At 48.4% G+C, this 20201-nt stretch carries 19 protein-coding genes and 1 riboswitch; of the genes, 11 read left to right on the forward strand and 8 right to left on the reverse strand.

Annotated features, from left to right (window positions below; all coding sequences use genetic code 11):
* Window positions 1–108 precede the first annotated feature (108 nt).
* A complete protein-coding gene (locus H8710_RS01060) occupies window positions 109–1008 on the forward strand; it encodes a radical SAM protein (protein WP_249293537.1) in 900 nt (299 codons plus the stop codon).
* A 142-nt stretch (window positions 1009–1150) separates the two neighbouring features.
* On the opposite strand, the gene H8710_RS01065 is transcribed toward H8710_RS01060, so the two are convergent.
* Window positions 1151–1357 (reverse strand): hypothetical protein, encoded by a 207-nt coding sequence (locus H8710_RS01065; RefSeq protein ID WP_249293538.1) that lies wholly within the window; start codon window positions 1355–1357, stop codon window positions 1151–1153.
* Between the two features lie 288 nt (window positions 1358–1645).
* Between H8710_RS01065 and H8710_RS01070 the strand changes: the two genes are divergently transcribed.
* From H8710_RS01070 to H8710_RS01080, 3 genes are all read left to right on the forward strand, one after another.
* Complete coding sequence (locus tag H8710_RS01070; RefSeq protein WP_249293539.1) at window positions 1646–3376, forward strand: ABC transporter ATP-binding protein; 1731 nt, start codon at window positions 1646–1648, stop codon at window positions 3374–3376.
* Window positions 3377–3391: 15 nt separating this feature from the next.
* On the forward strand, window positions 3392–4333 hold the full coding sequence (gene mnmL, locus H8710_RS01075; protein ID WP_249293540.1) for a tRNA modification radical SAM protein MnmL/YtqA: 942 nt from the start codon (window positions 3392–3394) through the stop codon (window positions 4331–4333).
* 216 nt (window positions 4334–4549) lie between these two features.
* A complete protein-coding gene (locus H8710_RS01080) occupies window positions 4550–5719 on the forward strand; it encodes an NAD(P)/FAD-dependent oxidoreductase (RefSeq protein WP_249293541.1) in 1170 nt (389 codons plus the stop codon).
* Between the two features lie 41 nt (window positions 5720–5760).
* Here the strand turns inward: H8710_RS01080 and lysA are convergent, their stop codons facing one another.
* From lysA to H8710_RS01105, 4 genes are all read right to left on the reverse strand, one after another.
* Window positions 5761–7551: a diaminopimelate decarboxylase gene (gene lysA / locus H8710_RS01085; protein ID WP_430413296.1), complete on the reverse strand. Its 1791-nt coding sequence runs from the start codon at window positions 7549–7551 to the stop codon at window positions 5761–5763.
* Complete coding sequence (yihA, locus tag H8710_RS01095) at window positions 7538–8170, reverse strand: ribosome biogenesis GTP-binding protein YihA/YsxC (RefSeq protein ID WP_249293542.1); 633 nt, start codon at window positions 8168–8170, stop codon at window positions 7538–7540. The genes lysA and yihA overlap by 14 nt, the downstream gene beginning before the upstream one ends.
* A 77-nt stretch (window positions 8171–8247) precedes the next feature.
* Complete coding sequence (lon, locus tag H8710_RS01100) at window positions 8248–10674, reverse strand: endopeptidase La (RefSeq protein WP_249293543.1); 2427 nt, start codon at window positions 10672–10674, stop codon at window positions 8248–8250.
* 482 nt (window positions 10675–11156) lie between these two features.
* Complete coding sequence (locus H8710_RS01105; RefSeq protein WP_249293544.1) at window positions 11157–12254, reverse strand: mechanosensitive ion channel family protein; 1098 nt, start codon at window positions 12252–12254, stop codon at window positions 11157–11159.
* Window positions 12255–12430: 176 nt separating this feature from the next.
* On the opposite strand from H8710_RS01105, the gene H8710_RS01110 reads away from it, so the two are divergent.
* A complete protein-coding gene (locus H8710_RS01110) occupies window positions 12431–12592 on the forward strand; it encodes a hypothetical protein (protein WP_249293545.1) in 162 nt (53 codons plus the stop codon).
* A 55-nt stretch (window positions 12593–12647) separates the two neighbouring features.
* Here H8710_RS01110 and H8710_RS01115 read toward each other — a convergent pair whose 3' ends face one another.
* Window positions 12648–13061, reverse strand: a complete 414-nt coding sequence (locus H8710_RS01115) for a bis(5'-nucleosyl)-tetraphosphatase (protein WP_249293546.1) — start codon at window positions 13059–13061, stop codon at window positions 12648–12650.
* Window positions 13062–13321: 260 nt separating this feature from the next.
* Window positions 13322–13921 carry a sugar O-acetyltransferase gene (locus H8710_RS01120; RefSeq protein ID WP_249293547.1) on the reverse strand — a complete coding sequence of 200 codons (600 nt, stop codon included), beginning with the start codon at window positions 13919–13921 and terminating at the stop codon, window positions 13322–13324.
* A 379-nt stretch (window positions 13922–14300) separates the two neighbouring features.
* Here H8710_RS01120 and H8710_RS01125 point away from each other — a divergent pair, with 379 nt between their 5' ends.
* The 6 genes from H8710_RS01125 (at window position 14301) to H8710_RS01150 (ending at window position 19334) form a co-directional block, all read left to right on the forward strand.
* Window positions 14301–15188, forward strand: a complete 888-nt coding sequence (locus H8710_RS01125) for a DUF5685 family protein (protein WP_249293548.1) — start codon at window positions 14301–14303, stop codon at window positions 15186–15188.
* Between the two features lie 42 nt (window positions 15189–15230).
* Complete coding sequence (locus tag H8710_RS01130) at window positions 15231–15896, forward strand: J domain-containing protein (protein ID WP_249293549.1); 666 nt, start codon at window positions 15231–15233, stop codon at window positions 15894–15896.
* A gap of 17 nt (window positions 15897–15913) precedes the next feature.
* Window positions 15914–16456: a hypothetical protein gene (locus H8710_RS01135; protein WP_249293550.1), complete on the forward strand. Its 543-nt coding sequence runs from the start codon at window positions 15914–15916 to the stop codon at window positions 16454–16456.
* 67 nt (window positions 16457–16523) lie between these two features.
* Complete coding sequence (locus H8710_RS01140) at window positions 16524–17486, forward strand: NAD-dependent epimerase/dehydratase family protein (RefSeq protein WP_249293551.1); 963 nt, start codon at window positions 16524–16526, stop codon at window positions 17484–17486.
* A gap of 79 nt (window positions 17487–17565) precedes the next feature.
* A riboswitch (THF riboswitch) is annotated at window positions 17566–17666 on the forward strand.
* A 66-nt stretch (window positions 17667–17732) separates the two neighbouring features.
* Window positions 17733–18305 carry a folate family ECF transporter S component gene (locus tag H8710_RS01145; RefSeq protein WP_249293552.1) on the forward strand — a complete coding sequence of 191 codons (573 nt, stop codon included), beginning with the start codon at window positions 17733–17735 and terminating at the stop codon, window positions 18303–18305.
* Between the two features lie 201 nt (window positions 18306–18506).
* Window positions 18507–19334: a prephenate dehydrogenase gene (locus H8710_RS01150; RefSeq protein WP_249293553.1), complete on the forward strand. Its 828-nt coding sequence runs from the start codon at window positions 18507–18509 to the stop codon at window positions 19332–19334.
* 31 nt (window positions 19335–19365) lie between these two features.
* Here the strand turns inward: H8710_RS01150 and H8710_RS01155 are convergent, their stop codons facing one another.
* Complete coding sequence (locus H8710_RS01155) at window positions 19366–20157, reverse strand: GNAT family N-acetyltransferase (RefSeq protein ID WP_249293554.1); 792 nt, start codon at window positions 20155–20157, stop codon at window positions 19366–19368.
* Window positions 20158–20201 lie beyond the last annotated feature (44 nt).

Below are 20201 nucleotides of genomic sequence, written 5' to 3' on the forward strand. Positions count from 1 at the left end.
TGCCCGTCCCGGAAATATTCGGGGCGGGCAATTTGTTTGCGGAATATGGGAAAATGAGATATAATGAATCAAAACATGAATATTCGCTCAATGATTGCGAGGGTAAAAATGGACGAGCTACTGAAAAACTGTATGTTGTGCCCCAGAAACTGCGGAATTGACCGAACCGGAGGGAGACGCGGCGTTTGCGGAGCGGGCGAACACGTCAAGGCCGCCCGGGCGGCCCTTCATTTCTGGGAGGAACCCTGTATTTCGGGAGATAGGGGATCGGGGACGGTATTTTTCTCCTACTGCGGCTTACAATGTGTCTACTGCCAAAACCGCGCCATCAGCAGGGGGCAGGCGGGGAAAGAAATATCGACGGAGAGGCTTGCGGAGATTTTTTTGGAGCTTGAGCACAAGGGCGCCCACAACATCAATTTGGTGACGCCCACCCACTATATCCCGCAGATCGCGGCGGCTGTGGAACAGGCGAAAAAGCAGGGGCTTTTACTGCCCATGGTCTATAACACCAGCGGGTATGAAAAAGCGGAAAGCATCGCCCTGCTCCGCGGAGTCATCGATATTTACCTAACGGATTTCAAGTACATGGACGAGGGGCTTTCAGGGAGATATTCCGGCGCGCCCGATTATGCCAAGTGGGCGAAGAAGGCTCTCAAAGAGATGGTGGAACAGGCGGGAGAGGCCGTATTTGACGGCGACGGCATGATGCAAAAGGGTGTCATCGTCCGGCATTTGCTGCTTCCCGGCTGTCTTTCCGACTCTAAAAACGTCGTCCGCTACCTGTTTGAAACCTATGGGAACCGGATTTTCTACAGCTTGATGAACCAGTACACCCCGGTGAGTGGAAATGACGCATATCCGGAGCTCAGGCGCAGGGTGACGGATGAGGAGTATGAGGCGCTCATTGATTTCGCAGTAGATTTAGGGGTGGAAAACGGATTTATGCAGCAAGGCGGCACCGCGGAGGAGAGCTTTATTCCGCCTTTTGACAACGAAGGAATATAGGAACAGCATTTTTTAACATACAAAATTTTATATGGCAGAGCAAATTTTGGCAAGAAAAAAAGGCCGCCGGATATTCTCACGGCGGCTTAAAACCCCTTAGAATATCGACAGACCCGATGGAATAGGTTATGTAATTCTCTCTCTATGCGCGGAAACTTTCGTACTCCGACTGTAAGCGGAAGGCTTGCCTACCGAGGCTCGTTATGTCCTGGCCCAGTTTCAGCACCTTTTCCGAGGTAGTGGGAGTGCCTTCCGCTAAGGACGCCTTGATGGCCTGTCTTTTGTGACGGATGCTGTTCCATTTCTGTTCGATCAAATAAGGGTAGATGATTTTTTTGATTTGTTTCATGATTTTCGTTCACTCCTTTGCTTTTTACACAGGTTCCTCCTGAGCAACTTTATTTTACCTCAGGTCCTTTGAGAATAAAAACGAAGTTTGTCGAGGAAATTATGAATTTCACGTGAAATGTTTAACAGGAACGGATTTTATCACAACTGTACAAAATTTCAGCGATTCAGCATATTTTTGTGTTAATACGTCAAAGTTTACTTGGCTGTTTTTTTGTGTTAGAATAATAAAAAGAGAAAAGCCAGGTCTTTTCTCTTTTTGAATCAAACGGGAGAGTGAAAAAACAGTATGCTCAAACGGTTTATCAGTTATTATAGACCTCATTGGAAATTGTTCTGCGCCGATATGTTCTGCGCTTTTTTGGTGGCGGTGGCCGATCTTTTTTACCCGATCATCGCCAAAAATATGATAAACGACTATGTTCCCAACAAAAACCTCAGACTTTTGCTCGTTTGGGGAGGGACGTTGCTAGCGATTTATTGCATCAAAGCGGGACTCAACTACTTTATCCAGTACTACGGCCATATCGTCGGGGTGAGGATGCAGGCGGATATGCGGCGGGACGTGTTCAAGCGCCTTCAAAAGCTGCCGTTTTCCTTCTTCGACGAAAACAAGACGGGAACCATCATGTCCCGGATCGTCAACGATTTGATGGACATTTCGGAGCTTGCCCACCACGGCCCGGAGGACCTATTTTTATCTATTGTACTGCTGATCGGCTCCTTTGTCATGCTCAGCACCATCAATCTGCCGCTCACGCTGATTATTTTCACGCTCCTTCCTTTCATCGTGTTTTTCGCGGTGAAGATGCGGCGGAAAATGTCAAACGCCTTTATGCGGACCCGAGAGGAAATAGCCGAAGTTAACGCCAGTATCGAAAACTCTATTGCCGGCATCCGAGTATCGAGGGCTTATACCTCCGGCGAACACGAAGAGAAAAAATTTGAGGTCCACAACCAGAATTTCCAAAAGGCGCGGGCGGCCGCCTACAAAGTCATGGGGCTGTTTTCCGCTGGCATGGACCTGTTTATGGACATCCTTTACCTGGTGGTGCTGGTGGCGGGCGGCGTCTTTTTCTTCTACGGAAAGATTGACGTGGGCGAATTTGCAGCCTATCTTCTCTACATCAACATGTTTTTAAACCCCATCAAACGGCTGGTGGCCTTTTTCGAGCAGTTCCAAAACGGTATGACCGGCTTCAAACGGTTTGAGGAAATCATGGCGGAGCAAGAGGAGCCGGAGGCGCTCAACGCCATAGAAATCGACAAACTCAACGGCGTTATCGACTTTGACGACGTGAGCTTCCAGTACGAATCCCGCAGCGGGGACAAAGAGCAGGATATGGTCATTAGCCATTTGTCCATGCACATCGACAAGGGCAAGACAGTTGCACTAGTGGGGCCTTCCGGTGGCGGAAAGACAACCCTTTGTCATCTCATCCCCCGGTTTTACGAGGTGACAGGCGGTGCCATCCGCATCGATGGGTACGATATCACCGGGCTTTCCCGGTATTCCCTGCGGAAAAACATCGGCATGGTGGCCCAGGACGTATTTTTGTTTACTGGAACCATCCGGGAGAACATCGCCTACGGAAACCTGGACGCCACCGAGGAACAAATCATCGAAGCGGCCAAAAAAGCGAACATCCACGACTACATTATGACCATGGACGAAGGGTATGACACCTACATCGGCGAGCGGGGCGTCAAGCTGTCCGGAGGGCAGAAACAGCGGATTTCCATTGCCCGGGTTTTCCTGAAAAACCCATCCATTCTCATCCTCGACGAGGCGACTTCCGCTTTGGATAACGCAACCGAAATGCTTATCCAAAACGCTTTGGAAGAGCTGTCAGTAGGGAGGACGTCCATCATTGTGGCCCACCGGCTGTCCACCATCAAAAATGCCGATGAAATTATCGTTTTGACCGACGAAGGCATCCAGGAACGAGGCACCCATGAGGAGCTGCTCCGGCAAAACGGCATGTACGCCCGGCTTTACCAGTACCAGTTTCGCGATTGACCGAAAGGAAGTTTCATGAACGAGAATAACCCGTTTCCCTACAGCCTCAGCAACAAGCGGTACCACACCTGGGACTATCACCTGAAGGAGAAATTCGGCGGGAAGGTGTTCAAAGTGTCGCTGGACGGCGGATTCTCTTGTCCCAATATCGACGGAACCAAGGGGAGGGGCGGCTGCACCTACTGCGCCTATTCTTTTAAACGGCAGAGCGCCGGGGATTTGGCCCTCCAGTTTCGGCAGGGAGTGGAGGCGCTGCACCGAAAATGGCCGGAGGCTCGGCAGTATATTCCTTACTTTCAGGCCAACACCAACACCTACGCGCCGGTTTCAGAGCTGCGGGAGAAGTACGAGGCGGTTCTGGCGGAGCCGGGAGTGGTAGGGTTAAGCATTGCCACCCGGGTGGACGCTTTGCCGGAGGAAGTGCTTAACTATCTGGAAGAGCTCAACAGGCAGACCTATCTTATCGTCGAGCTGGGGCTCCAGAGTGCCCATGATGATACAGCGGGGCGTATCAACCGTGGTCACGACTACAAAGCCTTTTTGGAAGGAATACAGAAGCTCTCAGAGAGGCGAATTCCCATCTGCGTCCATATCATTAACGGGCTGCCTGGAGAAAACAGGGAGATGATGGTAGAAACGGTGAGACGTCTTTCTCAGTTACCGCTCCACTGCATCAAAATTCATTTGCTCCATGTGATCAAGGGCACGAAACTGGCGGAAGAATTCCTGCGTGGGGAATTTGAGGAGATGGCGCTCACTGACTACGTGGAAACGGTCTGCGACCAGCTGGAACTGCTGCCACCGGAAGTGGTGGTGCAGCGGGTGACGGGCGACGGTCTCCGAGAAAGTCTCATTGCACCCCAGTGGAGCCTCAAAAAATTCGTCGTCATGAACGAAATTGACAAGGAACTCCGCCGCCGGGACAGTTGGCAGGGAAAATGTTATCAGCAGAAGTAAAAGGTGCGGTAATACCGCGCCTTTTATTGATGCCTAAAAAGTTATAGGTATTTTTGTACATTATTTATAATGGAAACCATTGGAAAATAAGATATAATAGAATAAATCTAAATTTGGACACTTAAACTATAAAAATCCAAATGGTGACTATTCGATTAGAGAGTGGGAAGAATAAGATCGATTTACGATTCTCAAGGGAGCGAGAAGGAGGATTCTATGAAATATCTTATCGTTGGTGTCAGCGCCGCAGGGATGTCTGCAGTTAAGGCACTTTTGGAAAAAGATCCGCAAGGGGAGATTACTGTCGTCTCTAAAGATGACTGCCCCTATTCCCGCATTATGATGTACCGCCTGCTGGCGGGGGAGATGGACAAAAAGGCTATTTTGTTTGAAAAGGACGACTTTTTAGAGAGGAATAGGGTTCAGTGGTATCGGGGACGGGAAGCGGTCGGAGGGGATACGGAAGCTAAAAAAATCCGTCTGGATGACGGCACCGAGCTTTCCTACGACAAATTGTTGCTGGCCACAGGCGCTTTTGCTGTGATTCCACCGATTCCAGGCCTCCGGGAGGCGAAAAATGTCCACCCGTTCCGGGATTTGCCGGACGAAGAGGCCTTAAACCGGTATTGCGGTCAAAATGTCAAGGCTGTCATCATCGGCGGAGGCTTGGTGGGGTTGGACGCAGCCTATGCTTTTTGCAAACGGGGAATTCCAGTGGCGGTGGTCGAAATGATGGATCACATTATGGGATTACAGCTGGATTTTGATACAGCGAAGGAATATCAAAAACTGTTTGAAAACGCCGGAGCCAAATTCTATTTGGGTCGAAAGGTGGAAAAAGTCGTGCTGGACTGCGATTTTGCCGATTCGGTGGAGCTGGACAACGGGGCGTCGCTTCCCTGCGACGTCATTGTTGCGGCGGCGGGGGTACGGCCCAATACCGCCTTGGCAGAGAAACTTGGGCTTCAAGTGAACAGGGGAGTCACCGTCAACGATAAAATGGAGACCTCAGTCCCACATGTGTATGCCGCGGGCGATGTAACCGGTCTTTCTGGCGTGTGGCAGAATGCCATGGCCCAGGGCAAAGCGGCGGGCGTCAACATGAGCGGTGGGGAAGCAGTTTACGAAACCCGCTTTGCCCAGCGGAATATGTTCAACTACTTCGGAGAGATGGCAGTGAGTCTGGGAGACGTGAGCGCCCCGGATGCGGAGATTGTCATCCAGCACGAAGGAAGGAATACCATCAAGGCGTTTCATCGGGACGGCATTGTGCTGGGGGCGATTTTGCAGCGGGACATTATGAAAGCATCCCTCTGGCAGAAGATCATTGAAGAAAAAATATCCATCGAGCCTTTTAAATCCGATTTATTCCATATCAATTTGTAAACAGAAAACAGGCTGCAAGGTTATTCCCTTGCAGCCTGTTTTTATATGTCGTTGCGGACCATGTCGTCCAGCGTTTCACCTTTGATAATAACCCGAGACTTACCGTCTTTTACCATCACCACGGGCGGAATCAAATTGCGGTTATAGTGGGAGGACATGGAATAATTGTAGGCCCCGGTAGAGAGCACCGCCAAAACGTCTCCCGCTTCCGCCTGAGGCAGGGGGACATGTTCACCCAGCAGGTCGCCGCTTTCGCAGCATTTGCCAGCTACGGTGAAGGTTCCAGCGATGGGAGCGTTCGCCCGGTTGGCAAGCAGCATATCGTATTTGGATTGATAGAGAGCATAACGGGGATTGTCGCACATTCCGCCGTCCACCGCCACATAAGTGCGGATACCGGGAATTTTTTTGATTGAACCTACAGTGTAGAGGGTGGTTCCCGCCTCTCCGACGATGGAACGTCCGGGCTCTATGAGAATAAAGGGTTGCGGAAAACTGAGCTCTTCCGCTTTCTTTTGGATCATGGCTGAGACTTCTTTCATATATTCCACATAGGGGACGGGGGTATCCTCATCGCTGTAGCGGATGCCAAAGCCTCCGCCCAGATTCAGGTCGGTGAGGACTGCGCCGGTTTCCTTTTGGATGTCCGCCATAAAGCCCATCATAATTTCCGCTGTGTGGACGAAGGGTTCCACATCGAGGATTTGAGAACCGATGTGGCAATGAAGGCCCAATAACTCGATATGATCGGTTTTCAGGGAGATTTTTACCGCTTCCATGGCTTCGCCGGTTTCCAGTGCGAGGCCGAATTTTGAGTCAATCTGTCCGGTGCGGATAAAGGAGTGGGTATGGGCATCGACACCGGGCTTGACCCGCAGGAGAATCCGGGCGATTTTGCCCATTTCTCTGGCGATGGTGCTCAACGATGAGAGCTCTGTCAGGTTGTCGACGACGATACGGCCAACATTATGCTCGAGGGCCATCCGAAGTTCCTCGGGACTTTTGTTATTGCCGTGAAAACAGACTTTTTCCATGGGAAAATCCACGCAGAGGGCGGTGTACAGCTCTCCGGCGGAGACCACATCGATGCCGATTTGTTCCTCTTGGGCGATGCGATAGATTTCCTTGCAGGAGAAGGCCTTGGACGCGTAGCAGACGAGGCCCTTGCCCCCGTAAAACTCGTCGATGGATTTGCGGTAGGATTTCATGGCGTCGCGTATGACGTCCTCTTCCATGACGTAGAGGGGTGTGTGGTACTCTTTTACAAGAGAAACCGCGTCCACGCCTCCCAGCATCAGGTGGCCTTCCGCGGAAATCTGAATGTTTCTGTCCATAGCGAATCTCCCTTTCTCGGATAACCGTTTGTCCGTAAGCGTTTTTTCCATGAGGTAATTACGGAAAACCTGCCCGCGGCACGGCTTTTTCTGTTCTGTTATAACATGGTAGCCCTTTCGTTCAAAAAAGGGCTTGGCTGTAATAGAAGCTTCGGTTTGAAGCGTGGTAAGCCCTTCCCGCAGGGCAATCTGCTCGATACAGCAGGTGATGGCGGAGGCGACGCCCCGTCTCTGAAAGTCCTTGTGGACAAACAGGTGGTCGAAAACGCCGATGTTGCTTAAATCGCCGAAGCCCGCAATCACGCCGTCAATTTCCGCAACGACAAAGGCGCGGCCGTGAAAAACGGCATCCCAATGGTCGCGGAAAGGTTTTTCCGGTGCCCAGGCATCCAGCTGTTTTTCACTGTAATGGGCGGCGTTGACGGTGTGGACCGTTTGGTAAAAAAGAGCGATCAGCGTGTCGGTGTCCGCCTCTCTAAAATGCCTAAGCTTCAGCATCGGAGGCGTCTCCTTCACCGTTTTCGCCGTCGTAGGAGGCGATTTCCTCGATGATTTCCCGTAAAGCCTCTACTCCTTCTCCAGTTTCGGCGGAAAAGGGGACGATGGTGATATCGCCGCCGCAAGGAATTTCGTCCGCGATGGAGGAAAGCCGGTTTTGCCGTTCGGTTTTGTTGAGCTTGTCCATCTTGGTGAGGGCGATAATGAAGGGCTTTTCCGTTTCGATGAGATAATCGATCATGTCAATGTCCAGTCGGGTAGCGGGATGGCGGCTGTCCACCAGAAGCACAACGAGCTCCATACTGCGGCTTTCATCGTTCAGATATCCTTCGATCAGCTCGGCCCAGCGGACCTTTTCGGTTTTCGCTACCTTGGCGTAGCCATAGCCCGGCAGATCCACGATATGAACCGTGTCATCCAAATCGTAGAAGTTGATTGTGGCCGTCTTTCCGGGAACCGCGCTGACTCGCGCCAGTCCTTTGCGGTTAAAAAGCTTGTTGATGAGGGAGGATTTCCCTACATTAGAGCGCCCCGCAAAGGCAATCTCGATTTTTGAGGACGGAGGAATCTGCTTCAGGAGCCCATAGGACGCCAGAAATGATACTTTGTGGTAATTCATAAAAATTAATAGTCCTTTCTGGACGTTTTAAGCGGCAATGGTAAAGACTCCTTATTTGGAAGTCTTACTATTCAAGGTTATTGGATGGAGATAGAGTCGATTTTTACCGGGGCGTTCTCAATAGGAGCGGTGGAAGGCGGTGTGGGCTTTTTCCGTTTGCTGCTTGGGGAGTGGGCCAAAGCGCCTTTTAACACGTCGCTCACATGGGAAACGGGTATAAAGGTGATATGATCCTTGACCACATTGTCCACTTCTTCCAGGTCTTTCTTGTTTTCCTCTGGGATAAAGACGGTTTTTACACCGTAGCGATAGGCGGCCATCGATTTTTCCTTGAGCCCGCCGATGGGCAAAACGCGACCGCGAAGGGTCACCTCGCCGGTCATAGCCACGTCTTTACGGACAGGAATGCCACTTAAAGCAGAAGTGATGGCGGTGACCATGGTGACGCCCGCCGAGGGGCCGTCTTTGGGAACAGCGCCTTCCGGTGCGTGAATGTGGATATCCTTTTTCTTATAGAAATCCGTGCTGATGCCGTAATCCTCCGCGATGCTGCGGACATAGCTGACGGCGATCTGGGCTGATTCCTTCATCACGTCGCCTAACTGCCCGGTGATTTGTACCTTTCCGGTGCCGGGGAGGACGGCGGTCTCGATCTCCATCGTCTCGCCGCCGACAGACGTCCAGGCAAGGCCGGTAACGACGCCGACTTCGTCCGCCTGGCGCACGCCGTCGTTCAGGTAGCGGACAATTCCCATCACTTCTGTAATATTTTTTTCTGTGACGGTAAAGGATTTGATTTCGTCCTCCACCAGTTTTTTGGCGATTTTTCGGCAGATATGGGCGATCTCCCGTTCTAGGGTACGGACGCCCGCCTCCCTGGTATACCCATCGATGAGAGCGTAGAGGCCGTCCTTGCTGAATTTCAGCTCCTTGGCGCTGATGCCGTGACGTTTGAGCTGTTTGGGAACAAGGTGCTTTTTAGCGATGTTCCACTTTTCTTCCCGGGTGTAGCTGCCCATTTCGATAATTTCCATCCGGTCCAGCAAGGGCCGGGGAATGGCGGAAGCATCGTTGGCGGTGGTAATAAAAAGAACTTCGCTCAAATCGAAGGGGACTTCGATATAGTGGTCTCGGAAGGCAAAATTCTGCTCGCTGTCCAGCACTTCCAGCATGGCGGCGGAGGGGTCGCCTTTGTAGTCCGCTCCCATTTTATCGATTTCGTCCAGTAGGATGACCGGATTGCGGGTGCCCGCCTGTTTCATGGCGTTGATAATGCGTCCGGGCATGGAACCGAGATAGGTTTTACGATGACCGCGGATGTCTGCTTCATCCCGCACACCGCCCAGAGAAATCCGGACGTACTTGCGGTTTAAAGCAGCAGCTACCGACTTGGCGATAGAGGTTTTTCCCACACCGGGAGGGCCCGCCAGACAGAGGATCTGTCCTTTGATATCGGGTGCCAGCTTGCGCACGGCGATGAGTTCCAGAATCCGTTCTTTGACCTTCTGCATGCCGTAGTGGTCCCGGTTGAGAATCCGTTCGCCTCGAGCCACGTCAGCCTGCTCCTTGGACATTTCATCCCAGGGCAGTTCGATGCAGGTTTCGATGTAGGTGCGGATAATCTGGCCTTCCTGAGACTGGGAAGGAGTGCGGTAAAGCCGCTCGCATTCCTTTAAAAGCTTCTCCTTAGTCTCTTCGGGCATATTGGTAAAGCCCTCAATTTTTTCAGCATATTCGCTGGACTCTTCCTGAGGATTGTCACCTTCGCCCAGCTCTTCAGAGATGACCCGCATCTGTTCACGAAGAAAGTAATCCCGCTGGTTCTTGTCCATTTGGTCTTTGACCTGGTCGTAGATGTCCCGTTCCCATGTGAGGACAGCGGTTTCGTGCTGAAGGATTTCCACCAGTATCTGGAGGCGGTTATATAAGCTCTTTTCTTCCAGCAGAACCTGTTTATCCTCTACTGGTAGGTAAAGGTTCTGGACGATTTTATCGAACAGTCCTTTTGCAGTTTTCTGGGAAAGGACGCTTGAAATAATCTCCTTGGGCATTTTCGGCACGAGGTCGCAGTAAATCTCAAAAGAGTCGGTGACAGCACGAACCATGGCCTCTTCCACGTCAGAGGGAACGTTGGTCCGCTGAGAGTCGGAAAGAGACTTAACAGTGCATTCCATGTAAGGGGAAAAAGAGGTGATATCCGTGATGGAAGCCTTGTAAACACCTTCCACCATAATGCGCAGGCCGTTACTGCCGCTGTTTAAGAGCTGAACGATTTTGGCCACGACGCCGACTTTATAAAGATCCTCTTTTTGAGGCTCTTCAACAGTGTAGTCCTTTTGGGCCACCAAAAAAATAAGCTGGTCTTTTTTCATCGCTTCTTTAATGGCGAGGATGGATTTTTCCCGTCCCACGTCAAAATGAAGGATCATGGATGGAAACATGACAATCCCGCGCATGGCAATGGCGGGAAAAGTGGTGACTGTCGATTTATTTGCAGTGCTCATAAAAGCTCCTTCTTTTCTATCGGGGAATAAAAATATACATATTCCATTATACAAAAAGCTCTTTATCCATGCAATAGCTAAATTGTAAACAGATACAGGAAATCCAAAACGGTTTTGGTACTATTTACCGAAGTTTTCGGTACTGACAGAGCATTGTAACATCTGTGCTGGAAAATTTTCTATTAGGACGCAGAAAGAGACGGTTTAATGGCTATATTCTCTATTTATTCCGGTATTTTTCGCCGATGGGGCGGACAGAAAAGATTTTATTGAAAAGAGGCACTTTTCCATCTGGCAGCATATGATGATGTATCGAAACGATATCCAGTTACAGACGAAGGGAAAGGGTGGCGCAAGCCCGAGGAACAGCCTTTTTGTCTTTGGTACCATGCTGCGCAGGGGAAACTTCGTCTGTTTAGATATAAATACCGCCCGCGGGAAATTCCCGTGGGCGGTATTTTTGCTTATCTTAAGACAGAATCCTAAACGCTGGATTTATTTGCATCTCCGGAGATGATGGTGTGAGTGGGGAAGGCGATATCGACATCGATGGATTTAAGAAAGCTCATAATCTGAAGGTTTACGTCTTGCTTTACCTTCATATAATCGCCCCAGGCGGTTTTGACGGCGAAATAGTAGATCTGTAAATCTAAACTGTATGCGCCAAACTTATCAAACGTGACAACGATAACGTCCGGGTCCACATCGGGATGTTTTTCCAGCAGGGAGCGAATCCCATCGGTGGCCTGCTGCAGTTTTTCTTTCGGGGTGCCATAGGTAAGCCCTAGGTGAAAGGAAACCCGTCTCTTTTTCATTCGGGACCAGTTAACGATCTGGGAATTGGCCAAGGTGGAGTTTGGGACGATGACTTCCGCATCTTTAAAGGTGCGGATACGGGTGCTGCGGAGGGTGATATCAGTGACGACACCTTCTAGGTCAGGAGTTTCGATCCAGTCGTCCACGGCAAAGGGTTTGTCAGCAATGATGATAAGGCCCCCGAATAGATTGCTGGCAGAATCTTTGGCTGCCAGCGCAACGGTGAGGCCGCCGATGCCCAGGCCGGTGATGAGCCCTGAAATGTTGTATCCAATTTCCGCGATGACGATGACGGCGGCAATGATGATGAGCACCACCCGAACAATTTTTGAAAAAAATACCACAAGGGTTTTGTCAACATCCTTTTCGCCGCCTTGGATGGCCTCTACAATAGGCGGAGCGGCGTTCATCAGGCCCCAGGTAATGGCGCAGATGGCACAGATTTTCAGCAGTTTCGTGAGAAAAACGAGAAAGCCCGCCGCCTCGACGCGTAGTCCTGCGGCGAAGAAAAAGACACCGATACCAAAGTAAACAGACAAAGCCGTCAGAAAAAAAACGGCGGGCCTTTCGAAGCTGTCTGCAATTGCTGATGCCGCTTGGAACCGGCCGGTTACCTTTTTGATAATGCACAGGATAAGGCGCACCAGCTTTCGACGAAAAACCAAAACGGCTAATAGCACCGCCAGCCCGAAGACAGCGGGGACAATAAATTTTGTAAGACTTTGCAAAAGGTGCAAAATCATTTCCCAAAGTTGTTCCAACATATGCAACCCTTTCATTTAAGGAATTAATTTTATCAATAAAAAAAGCGAAATAACTGGTTTCAAACAAATTATACCATTGTGGTTTTGGAATTTCAATGCTGCAAAAGGAGATAATAAAGCTGCAAGCAATTGTGTTTGCAGTATTCACTGTCTATCGAAAGAAAGGAGCGCTTCCTATGGATAATAAAACACCTCGGAAGAAAAGCGTCCTAAAACAAAGCAGCGTTCTCAATTCTATCATACACCCGATACCCAGCAAAGAGGATCCCAACGGGATGTATACCGGACTTCCCATCGAATATGGGGAAATTCCCGTACAGGACGCTGACGACTTGTAGACCAATATACACCGAAGCCCCCAGTGCTCAATTAGCGCTGGGGGCTTCTAGGCAGTTAATAAAAGTCCTTGATAATGGGTTTTGCTTTGTTGACCAGTTGTTTGTCATTGTCATAGGACAAAAAAGAATGAGCAAGATTGATTTCCACCCATTTAATCTGTGCGATTTCTTTTTCCTGTGGGATGTAATCAAAGTTTTTGGCGCGGCCTAAAAAATAAATCACGTCTTTTTTTACGTCCCTCTTGGGCGAGTAGGTAACTACTTCCCGAAAAGTAGGATCTAAATCCACGTCGATATGAGTTTCTTCCATAACCTCCCGTAAGGCGGTTTGCTGTTCAGTTTCGTCCGCTTCCACATGTCCTTTCGGAAAAGACCAATGCCCTCCCGCCGAATGTTTGATCAGCAGAAGTTCGGTGTTTCCGTGGTACTTTCTAAAAACGATGGCACCACATGATTTTTCATATGACATTCCGGTATTCCTTTCATCTCGTTATAATTACTGTTATTTTATCACAGACAAAAGGAAAAATCAAAATTTTAATAGTAAATTAACAAAAACATGAATTGCCTTTTGATATGTATCTGGCGGGAAAGGACAATGTCAAGTAATCACAATTGTATTCTGGGTCAGGACTACCGGATAAACGCTCCTGTCCCATTCTAAGACTAAAAAAAGTCGTTAAAACTCGCAGAAACAACTTGCACCAGCGTCAATTGTATATCTTGTTTTCAATCGCCTTTGTAGACAGGGTAGCGGTTTTTATCCTCCTCTGTGATTTGCCGCATCACTCTGCACGGCACTCCCACAGCAACTACATTGCTGGCGATGGGTTTAGTTACTACGCTTCCCGCCCCAATTACCGAGTGGTCTCCGATAGTGACTCCTGCGAGAATCGTCGACCCTGCCCCAATCCAAACATTATTGCCGATGGTGATGGGTTTAGCGATTTCCATACCGGCTTTGCGCTGCTCCGGATCAATAGCATGCTCTGCAGTTGTAAAGCAGCAATTAGGCCCGATAAACACGTTGTTGCCGAAGGATACTTTTGCACCGTCCGTGATAATCAAATTGTGGTTTGAATAAAAATCGTTTCCCACAGAAATGTTATACCCATAATCACACCAAAACGGCGGAGTAAATATTACGTTTTCACCCATTTCACCCAGTATTTGAGCCAGCAAATTACGCTGGGTTTCTCGATCGTTGGGATTCAGTTGATTATACTGGTAGCATTTATCTTTACATTTGCTGATTTCTTCTTCAAATACGGGATTATAACACCCCTGAAATAAGCAATTGAGAGGTACTTTTACTTTTTCATTCATCATTTCAACCCCCTATTTTTTCTTATAGTATAGTACAACCTTCCCCTTAAAGCAAGCGGTCCAACTGCGCTATAACCTCTAATATATACTCAAAACCAATAGACTTGCTGCAATTGTTTAATTGCTTTTAAGATACAACACACAAATTAGAAATGAATCAAGGTTATAATAACTTCAAAAGCCATAGGTGGGACTGCTTGCTAGACGCCAGAAAAAGTGTATTTTCCCCACTTCTCCGGCAGTTTTTACCAAGGTTTCGAGCTTTTTTTACATTTTATACACTAATTAGAGGGGAAAATAGGGTAAAATATGTTCACCACAAGTATGGATGCATGAAATATAGGCATATAGCCGCTATTTCAGCATAGAAAGCGGGTTTTCATTGTTTGGTTATATCAAGCCCTTTAAACCTGAATTGAAAATCAAAGAATTTGACACTTATCAGGCCGTTTACTGCGGTCTTTGCCACCAGCTGGGCAAAGCCTTTGGGCCTTTTGCAAAAATGACCCTCAGCTACGATTTTACTTTCGTAGCAGTGCTTTCCATGGCGCTGCGAAAAAATTTTTGTGGTTTTCAGAAAACCCGATGCATGGCGAATCCCCTTAAAAAAAAGACTTGTGCCGTTCCCGGAGAGGATATGGAATTTGTCAGCAGCTGTGCCATGGTGATGCTTTATTACAAGGTAAAGGACAATATCCACGACAGCGGATTAGTGAAGAAGCTCGGATGTTATATTTTACTTCCCTTCGCCTCATCTGCAAGGAAAAAAGCTGTGAGACTCTATCCAGAGTTGGATCAAATTTTTGCCGAAATGATGAAAGATCAGTTCCAATTGGAGAAAGACAAGACCGTCAGTGTAGACGCGGCGGCGGAGCCCACCGCCAAAGCCTTGCAGGCGGTATTTTCCATGTTAGGGGATGGAGAAACCGAAAAACGGGTACTATCTCGGTTTGGGTATCTGCTCGGCCGTTGGGTTTATCTTTTAGATGCCCTGGATGACTTGGAGGACGACTTAAAAGCTGGGTCCTATAATCCTTTTCTTCTAAAATTCAGCGTTGATAACCTGAGTGAAGAAGAAATAAAAGAGATTCTCGATTATGGAAAGGGCACACTCAACATTACCGTTGCCGAGATGGGAACCACTTATGAGCTTTTGGAACTTTACCGCTATAAGACTATTTTGGATAACATCATTTATTTAGGATTAAAAGCTTCTGCAGACAGCGTTCTGTCAGGAGAAAAAGATAAAAAACACAAAGGTGAGTTTTAATTTTCACAGTACTGGCTATGAGTCCAGTGATTGGAGGTCAATATGCCCGCAGGAGATCCGTACAAAATTCTGGGGATTCCGAACACAGCAACCGAGGAAGAAGTAAAAACTGCCTATCGGGAATTGGCAAAAAAATATCATCCCGACAACTATGCCGACAGCCCTTTAGCTGATCTTGCAAACGAAAAGATGCAGGAAATCAACGAAGCGTATGATTCTATTATCACCAGCTTGCGGGCCAGCAAAGGGGGAGCGGGCACCGGACAGCCAAACAACGGCTATGCCGGCTATAATACTGCCGGGCAACGGGGATATCAGTCGTCCAATTTGGCGGATATCCGCCGTCTGATACAGGAAAACAGGCTGGTGGAGGCGGAAGAACTGCTGGACGGTATTCCGGCTGCTTCTCGTGATGGGGAGTGGTATTTCTTAAAGGGGAGCGTCTATTTCCAGCGTGGGTGGCTGGATGACGCCATGAACCATTTCTCCACTGCCTGCCGGTTGAGTCCCAACAATCCTGAATATCGTGCAGCAATGAACCGGATGATGTGGCAGCGCCAAGGCAATATGGGCACTCCAAATGGCCCGTACCGTACGGGCAACGTACCCAACGCAGGGGGCTGTTCGGCCTGCGATATGTGTTCTGGTCTGATTTGTGCAGACTGCTGCTGTGAATGTTGCGGCGGGGACTTGATTCCCTGTTGTTAAGAAAGGTCGGTCGTCCGTTGAAATCCGTAAAAAAGATTGCCTTGGGCGGAATGATTGCCGCGCTGTGCATCGTTTTGATGATGCTTACCGGGCTGCTCCCTATGGCAGAGTTTGCCCTTCCGGCACTGGCTGGCGTACTGCTGATTATGCTGGTTGTAGAGATCAGTCCAAAGTGGGCCTTTCTTGTGTATATTGCCGTGGCGATTCTTTCTTTGCTGCTGGCGCCGAGTAAAGACAGTGCCGTCTTTTTTACAGCGTTTCTGGGCTGGTATCCCATTGCCAAGTCGAAGTTGGAAAACATCAGAAAGCCAGCATTAGAATGGATGTGGAAGATACTAATTTTTAATTTTTCCATTGGCATGGGACTTGTTGCGGCAATCTATCTGTTTCGGTTAAACGACTATGTGGAAATACTTCAGGATTCCGTTTGGCTCCTGGCCCTGGGATGGCTCTTCTTGAATGTGGTTTTTGTGATTTATGACATAGCACTCACAAGGCTTATCACTGCATATATCAAATGGTTCCGACCGAAATATATCCAAAAAATATTGGGCAAATAGGGGAAGCGTGCTTGTACGCTTCCTTTTTTATGGCAGGTAAACTGTTTTCTGACGAGGAGGTACCGTAATGAAAAAAGTTTTGATCATGGGCGGCAGTTACTTTATCGGCAGAACCTTAGTAGATCATATGCTTGGGGAAGGGTACGACGTTTTCACGGTTAATCGGGGGAGCCGTCCCGTATGGGATGTGAGAATCCAGAACCTTGTCTGCGATAGAGAGGACAAAGAGCGGCTCAAACAGATTCTCAGGCCCCATCGTTTTGACTATGTTGTGGACGTGTCCGGACTTAATGGCCGGCAAGCCGAAATTTTATGCGAGGCTTTATCGGCAGAAGGCCCCGAAAAGTTCATTTTTCTCAGTTCCAGCGCAGTATATGACATAGAAAATCTAAAGCCTCCTTTTAGGGAAACGGATGCCATCGGAGAAAACCGATATTGGACCTTTTATGGAAAGGACAAAATCGATACCGAGGCGGTTTATATGAAACATTTTTTCAATATTCCCACTCAGCTGTCGATTCTGCGGCCGCCTTATGTGTATGGAGAACACAACTACGCCCAGCGGGAGAGCTTTGTGTTCGACCACCTTCTAAAAGAGTTGCCGGTTTTGTTGCCAGATTCTAATGTGAAGCTGCAGTTTATCTATGTCAAGGATTTGGCGAATGTTGTTTGCCGGTTGCTGAAAAGCCCTTGTTTGGCACATTCGATTTATAATGTGGGGAATAGGAAAGCAGTATCCTGCCGGGAGTGGGTAGAGTGCTGCGCTAAAGCTGCGGGCTTGGCGGTGAACTGCGCATTTTACAATTACCGGCGGGATAGACGTACCGTACGGGAATTTTTTCCTTTTTACGATTATGACAATGTGCTGGACGTATCCCGCATAAAGGAAATCTACCCTAACGAAACGGACTACATTGAGGGACTGGAAAAGAGTTATCAGTGGTATCTGCAAAATCGGGACAATATTCGGATGAAAGAGAATGTCATCTTCAACGAAGAGCAAATTCGGCGAAAGCTGGGATTAGAATAATAGTTTTTTGAAATTGTGGAAGAATTTTCTTACTCCTATTGATTCCAAAGCTGTTTCCTGCTATAATTATTTTTACATGAGCAGAGTAGACAAACAGGCGTTAAGTGTCTGGCAGACGGGGAGTTGCTGCCGGGACGAAAAGCGATATCGCTTGCGGTCTGATTGTCGCATCCCGCTGTTACAATCTAAAATGAGGCAAATACCTCTTTGCGATGTGCAGCAAATTTATGTAAGGAGGTATCTGCTATGAGTGTATTATGCTTTTTTAAAACCCTGGGGAGAAAATTCGCCGATTCCGCTATGGAATTCAAACGACTGCGGTCCCTGACCGGAATGGGCCTGTTGCTGGCGCTTAGTATCGTGTTGTCGTTTTTCACCATCAACCCCATACCGACGCTTAAGATCGGGCTCGGCTTTATCGTTACGGCGCTTCTGGGAATGATGTACGGCCCTGTTGCCGGGGGACTAGCTGCTGGAGCAGGGGACATCATCAAATATATGATACACCCTACCGGCGCTTTTTTCCCCGGATACACCCTGAACGCAATTTTGGGAGGCGTCATTTACGGTCTGTTTTTCTATAAAATGAAGCCCAGCTTGCCCAAAGCCATCGGTGCCAAGGTGACTGTTACCTTTTTCGTCAATATCGTCCTTGGAACACTGTGGAGCGCTATCCTATACAACAAAGCGTTTTGGGGAATCCTAGGTACACGGGTGATCAAAAATCTTACCTTGCTGCCTATTGAGATTGCATTGCTGTTTATTGTGTTGACAGTTGTGGTGAAAATTGTACAGCGCAGCAAGATCAAGGCAGTTTAGTACTTGAATTTTTTAAAGCCGGCCGATCAAGCGGCCGGCTTGTCTATTGGTGATATTAGAAATGATGTTTCGAGTGGTCAATTTTTATGAAGGTATACTTTTGTCGATACAATCTTATAACGCCATTGACTTATCGCTTTAAAGTTGCTATACTTTAAAGCGAGAGAAATTGTGGTTATACTGCTGGAAAGGAAACAATCCATGATAATTGGTGTAGTAGGACTGGGGCTTATAGGGGGCTCTTTTTGCCGGGCGGTCAAAGCAAAGACACGCCATCAGTGTCTGGGGCTGGATCAGGATTTTAATGTGCTTGAAGAGGCACTAAAAATAGGGGCTATAGACGGAATTTTAGAAGTGCAGGAACTCCAGAACTGTGATTTAGTCATCGTCTGCCTTCATCCAAAACAGACTATTTCATTTTTGACCGAACATGCGGGTGATTTTAAAAAGGGTGGAATCGTCATAGACACCTGTGGCATCAAGACAGCAGTAGTCGAAGCGGTTGAAGATCCGCTTCGACAGAATGGCGTCACTTTTATCGGTGCTCACCCCATGGCGGGCCGGGAGTTTTCTGGATTTTTTTACTCATTGCCGGATTTGTATGAGGGGGCGAGCTTTATTATGACTCCCTCACCGGATGTCGATTCTGAAAAGCTGGAGGTGGTGAGGAACTTAGCGAAAGCGCTCGGCTTTTCACGTATTGTCCTCACAGATTGCCAGACACATGATGAAACAATCGCGTTTACTTCTCAAATTGCTCACGTAATTTCCAACGCTTATGTCAAAAGCCCTACGCTGCAAAATCAGAGTGGATTCTCAGCTGGAAGTTATCAGGACTTGAGCCGGGTGGCGAAACTCAATGAGGATATGTGGACGGATTTGTTCCTTATGAACCAACAGCCGCTTCTATTTGAGCTGAATACTGTAATCGAACATTTGCAGGAATACCGGAATGCGCTGGAGCGGCAGGATGCAGAAGGCCTGCGGGGCCTTCTGCGGGATGGCCGGATTTTAAAGGAAAATGCATAAAAGGAACGGATGAAAATCCGTTCCTTTTTAGTTAGTTGTTTTTTGAATGAAGCGATAATTGATAAACATTCAAAGTTGCATCCCCTTCGCCAAAGAACAATGTCTTTTGCACATGGTAACCGGCTTTTTCTAGCGTATGGCAGGAAGCAATGTGGTCAGCAACTACATAAGCCAGCAGAGAATCCGCCTGCATAAAATTGGAGGCCATGTCTTCAGCAACGCAAAGAATTTCTCCGGCGTAACCGAGGTTCCAGCTTTCAGGTGAAAGAAACAGACTCACGTCGGCTGCGGCGGGGACCTCTTTTGAGATTTTAAGAGCGAAGACACCAATAAATTCACCGGTCTGTGCCAACAAGACCTTATAAGCCAAGTTACCTGGCTCACAATAACGAGCGATGAGGCTACGAGTCTCTTCTATAGAGCTATGAGTATCAAACCGCATGTATTTGGTGATATCAGGCTTTGAAGTGAGAGAAAAAACCGGTTCGGCATCCTCCAGGGACAGGGGCAGCAACAGCAGCCGTTCGGTTCTGACGGCGGGGATAGGGGCTGCCGCCCCCTCTCCCACAATGGACTGCTGATAACTGCGGCTCAGGTTCAGCAAACAGTTGAAAAACTCCAAGTCGTAGGTGGCAAATTCCTTCTTTGAGTTCGCCTTCACCCATTCGAGGATTTCTACTTCTCGAGCGGGGACGAAAATATCCATATGATGCTCTTTTTTATATTCTGCTACCTGTCCGCAGAGCTGCATCCGCTTTTCAAAAAGATGCAGCAGTTCTGTGTTGAGCTCGTTGATTTGAAATCGGATTTGTTCCAGTTCCATGATTCACTTCCTTGAAGAATGGTTATAGTATTTGATAAACCGAT

Origin of the sequence: Fumia xinanensis (assembly GCF_014384905.1) — a bacterium.
GTDB lineage: Bacteria > Bacillota > Clostridia > Oscillospirales > Ruminococcaceae > Fumia > Fumia xinanensis.

Bases quoted from the DNA above. Each gene is read 5' to 3' on its own strand.
- H8710_RS01060 (WP_249293537.1), top strand. From the start codon at position 109: ATGGACGAGCTACTGAAAAACTGTATGTTGTGCCCCAGAAACTGCGGA.
- H8710_RS01065 (WP_249293538.1), bottom strand. From the start codon at position 1,357: ATGAAACAAATCAAAAAAATCATCTACCCTTATTTGATCGAACAGAAA.
- H8710_RS01070 (WP_249293539.1), top strand. From the start codon at position 1,646: ATGCTCAAACGGTTTATCAGTTATTATAGACCTCATTGGAAATTGTTC.
- mnmL (WP_249293540.1), top strand. From the start codon at position 3,392: ATGAACGAGAATAACCCGTTTCCCTACAGCCTCAGCAACAAGCGGTAC.
- H8710_RS01080 (WP_249293541.1), top strand. From the start codon at position 4,550: ATGAAATATCTTATCGTTGGTGTCAGCGCCGCAGGGATGTCTGCAGTT.
- lysA (WP_430413296.1), bottom strand. From the start codon at position 7,551: ATGCTGAAGCTTAGGCATTTTAGAGAGGCGGACACCGACACGCTGATC.
- yihA (WP_249293542.1), bottom strand. From the start codon at position 8,170: ATGAATTACCACAAAGTATCATTTCTGGCGTCCTATGGGCTCCTGAAG.
- lon (WP_249293543.1), bottom strand. From the start codon at position 10,674: ATGAGCACTGCAAATAAATCGACAGTCACCACTTTTCCCGCCATTGCC.
- H8710_RS01105 (WP_249293544.1), bottom strand. From the start codon at position 12,254: ATGTTGGAACAACTTTGGGAAATGATTTTGCACCTTTTGCAAAGTCTT.
- H8710_RS01110 (WP_249293545.1), top strand. From the start codon at position 12,431: ATGGATAATAAAACACCTCGGAAGAAAAGCGTCCTAAAACAAAGCAGC.
- H8710_RS01115 (WP_249293546.1), bottom strand. From the start codon at position 13,061: ATGTCATATGAAAAATCATGTGGTGCCATCGTTTTTAGAAAGTACCAC.
- H8710_RS01120 (WP_249293547.1), bottom strand. From the start codon at position 13,921: ATGATGAATGAAAAAGTAAAAGTACCTCTCAATTGCTTATTTCAGGGG.
- H8710_RS01130 (WP_249293549.1), top strand. From the start codon at position 15,231: ATGCCCGCAGGAGATCCGTACAAAATTCTGGGGATTCCGAACACAGCA.
- H8710_RS01140 (WP_249293551.1), top strand. From the start codon at position 16,524: ATGAAAAAAGTTTTGATCATGGGCGGCAGTTACTTTATCGGCAGAACC.
- H8710_RS01145 (WP_249293552.1), top strand. From the start codon at position 17,733: ATGAGTGTATTATGCTTTTTTAAAACCCTGGGGAGAAAATTCGCCGAT.
- H8710_RS01150 (WP_249293553.1), top strand. From the start codon at position 18,507: ATGATAATTGGTGTAGTAGGACTGGGGCTTATAGGGGGCTCTTTTTGC.
- H8710_RS01155 (WP_249293554.1), bottom strand. From the start codon at position 20,157: ATGGAACTGGAACAAATCCGATTTCAAATCAACGAGCTCAACACAGAA.